The 3,074-nt window shown below is 71.8% G+C and carries 2 protein-coding genes; both read left to right on the top strand.

The annotated features are described in order from the left end of the window. On the top strand, positions 1 to 988 hold a 988-nt coding region (locus x551_RS20400), incomplete at its 5' end, for an ABC transporter permease (RefSeq protein WP_036250712.1). Further along, a complete protein-coding gene (locus x551_RS20395; protein WP_036250709.1) occupies positions 985 to 2,715 on the top strand; it encodes a dipeptide ABC transporter ATP-binding protein in 1,731 nt (576 codons plus the stop codon). The genes x551_RS20400 and x551_RS20395, both read left to right, overlap by 4 nt. The last annotated feature ends 359 nt before the right edge of the window (positions 2,716 to 3,074 follow it).

Below are 3,074 nucleotides of genomic sequence, written 5' to 3'. Positions count from 1 at the left end.
CGCAGCCTGGCGGCGCCTGCGCGGCGACCGCGTCGGCATGGTCTCGCTGGCGGTGGTCGCGGCCTTCCTGCTGATGGTGCTGCTGGCCGGGGCGGGCCTGATCGCGACGGCGTGGCAGGCCGAGGTCGGCGTACCCAACGCGCCGCCCGGCTTCCTGGGGCCGGCGCCGAAGGTGGCCGAGACGGCGATCGCGGTGCCCAGCGGACCGGTGCTGGACCTGTCCGACGTCGATCCGCTGGCGCCGCGCTACGCCGAATGGGCCGAGCGCGCCAAGCAGTTCAGCAGCGTCGTGACGCCGCGTGCCGAGACGCTGCCCTTCGGCGCCGACCGCCTGGGCCGCGATGTGCTGGCCAAGGCCATCAAGGGCGCCGAGGTCTCCATCCTGGTGGGCGTCTCCGCGGCGCTGCTGGCCACGCTGATCGGCACCGTGCTCGGTGCGCTCGGTGGCTTCTTCGGCGGCCGGGTCGGCGACCTGCTGGAGTGGGTCTACAACGTCTTCACGTCCATCCCCGGCATTCTGCTGGTGTTCGCCTTCGCGGCGGTCACCGGCCGCGGCGTGCTGTCGGTGGTGCTGATCCTCGGGCTGACCGGCTGGACCGGCATCTACCGGCTGGTGCGGGCCGAGTTCCTGAAGCACGCGGTGCGCGAGTACGTGCGCGCGGCCGAGGCGATCGGCGCCTCCACCGCCTCGCGCATGTTCCGCCACATCCTGCCGAACGTGAGCCACGTGGTGCTGGTGCAGCTGTCGATCCACGTGGTGGGCTTCATCAAGGCCGAGGTGATCCTCAGCTACCTGGGCCTGGGCGTCAGCGTCGACCAGGTCAGCTGGGGCACGATGCTGGCGGAGGCTCAGGGCGAACTGCTGCTCGGCCACTGGTGGCAGCTGGCCGCGGCGACCGGCTTCATGGCGGTGTTCGTCACGGCCTTCTCGTTGCTCACCGACGCGCTGCGCGATGCGCTCGACCCCAAGCTGAGGGGCGCGGAATGACGGCGCTGCTGAGCATCGACCAGTTGCGCGTGAGCTTCCGTCTCGGCCGCGGCGCGGCGGCCAGCCGCATCGAGGCGGTCGGTCGCGGCGCGCAGGGCGTGAGCTTCGAGATCGCCGAGAACAGCACCGTCGCGCTGGTCGGCGAATCGGGCTCGGGCAAGAGCGTCACCGCGATGGCGGTGCTGAACCTGCTGCCGGAGAACGCCGAACGCCAGGGCTCCATCCGATTCCGTGATCGTGAACTGCTCACCGCCGGACCGGCCGAACTGCGCGCGCTGCGCGGTCGCGAGATCGCCTGCGTGTTCCAGGACCCGATGAGTTCCTTGAACCCGGTGTTCACCGTCGGCCAGCAACTGATCGAACCGCTGGTGCTGCACCTCGGCCTCGGCCGGCGTGCCGCGCGGGCGCGCGCCGAGGCGCTGCTGAACGAGGTCGGCCTGCCCGATCCGAAGCGCCGGCTCGACGCCTATCCGCACGAGCTGTCGGGCGGCCAGCAGCAGCGCGTGATGATCGCGATGGCGATCGCCTGCGAACCCCGGCTGCTGATCGCCGACGAACCGACGACTGCGCTCGACGTCACCATCCAGCGCCAGATCCTCGAGCTGCTGGCCGGTCTGAAGGAGCGGCACCGCATGAGCATGCTGTTCATCAGCCACGACCTCGGCGTGGTCGGCGAGATCGCCGACCACGTGGTCGTGATGCGCCAGGGCACGGTGCGCGAGCAGGCGTCGGTCGAGCGCCTGTTCACCGCGCCGCAGGACCCCTACACGCAGGCGCTGCTGGCCTGCCGGCCGACCCTGGCAGCGCCGCCGGTGCGCCTGGCGGTGATCGACGACCACCTGGCCGATCCGGCCGCCGGAGGCGCTCGCCCCGCGGTGGCGAAGGACCCGGACGCACCGGTCGTGCTGCAGGTCGAGGCGCTGAGCAAGAGCTTCTGGCTGCGCTCGGGGCTGTTCGGCCGCAAGGCCTTCCCCGCCGTCAAGGACGTGAGCTTCGAGCTGCGGCGCGGCCACACGCTGGGCATCGTCGGAGAATCGGGGTCGGGCAAGACCACGGCGGGCCTGGCGCTGCTTCGCCTGCACGAGGCGAGCGGCGGGCCGACCGGCGGCCGGGCGGTGTTCCGCAGCGCGAAGGGTGGCGGCACGCACGAGTTGCTGCAGCTCGGCAAGTCCGACTGGCTGCCGATGCGCCGGCGCCTGCAGGTGGTGTTCCAGAATCCCTATGCCTCGCTGAACCCGCGCTTCACGATCGGCCAGACGCTGGTCGAGCCGATGGCCATCCACGGCCTCGAGCGCGACGATGCGGCGCGCGAGGCCCGGGCGCGGGCGCTGTTGGCCAAGGTCGGCCTCGACGCCGGTGCCTGGGGCAAGTACCCGCACGAGTTCTCCGGCGGCCAGCGCCAGCGCATCGCGATCGCGCGCTGCCTGACGGTCGACCCCGAGGTGCTGGTGCTCGACGAGGCGGTCTCGGCGCTCGACGTGTCGGTGCAGGCCCAGGTGCTGAACCTGCTGCGCGACCTGCAGGACGAGCTGGGCCTGGCCTATGTCTTCATCAGCCACGATCTGGCGGTCGTGCGCTTCATGGCCGACGAGGTGCTGGTGATGAAGGACGGCGAGGTGGTCGAACGCAACACGGTCGAGGCCCTGCTCAGCGCGCCGCGCGAGGCCTACACGCAGCGCCTGCTGGGCGCGATCCCGCGCGGCTACCGGGGCGCGGCGCTGGCCTGAGCGGGGCGGCGCGCCGGCGCCGGCAGTTGACGACACGCGCCGACCGATCGACCAAAAGCGTCGCCCGTGTAACGGTGTTGAAGCGTCGCGCTCGGCGGGCCGGCGACGGCGCGTGACGGTTTGCACGGCCTCGGCCGTCCGTCGTACCTCACCGCGGCTGGCACGCTAGATGCGTTGCCGCCCTCCATACAGCAGGAGGAGTCCGGCATGACACAGAGCATCAAAACAAGGCTTCGCCCCAGCCCGGCGCGCGGCGTTGCGTTCGGCGCGGTGTCTTCGCTGCTGCGCCTGGCGGCGCGCGAGCGTCAGGCCCACGGCGATGCGCCGGCCTGGCTGCAAGGTCTGACACGCGCGCTGCG

This window comes from Methylibium sp. T29, from assembly GCF_000576205.1.
Classification (GTDB): domain Bacteria; phylum Pseudomonadota; class Gammaproteobacteria; order Burkholderiales; family Burkholderiaceae_C; genus Methylibium; species Methylibium petroleiphilum.
The sequence above is the reverse complement of the archived record's forward strand: the minus strand, read 5'-3'. Positions and strand labels throughout refer to the sequence as shown.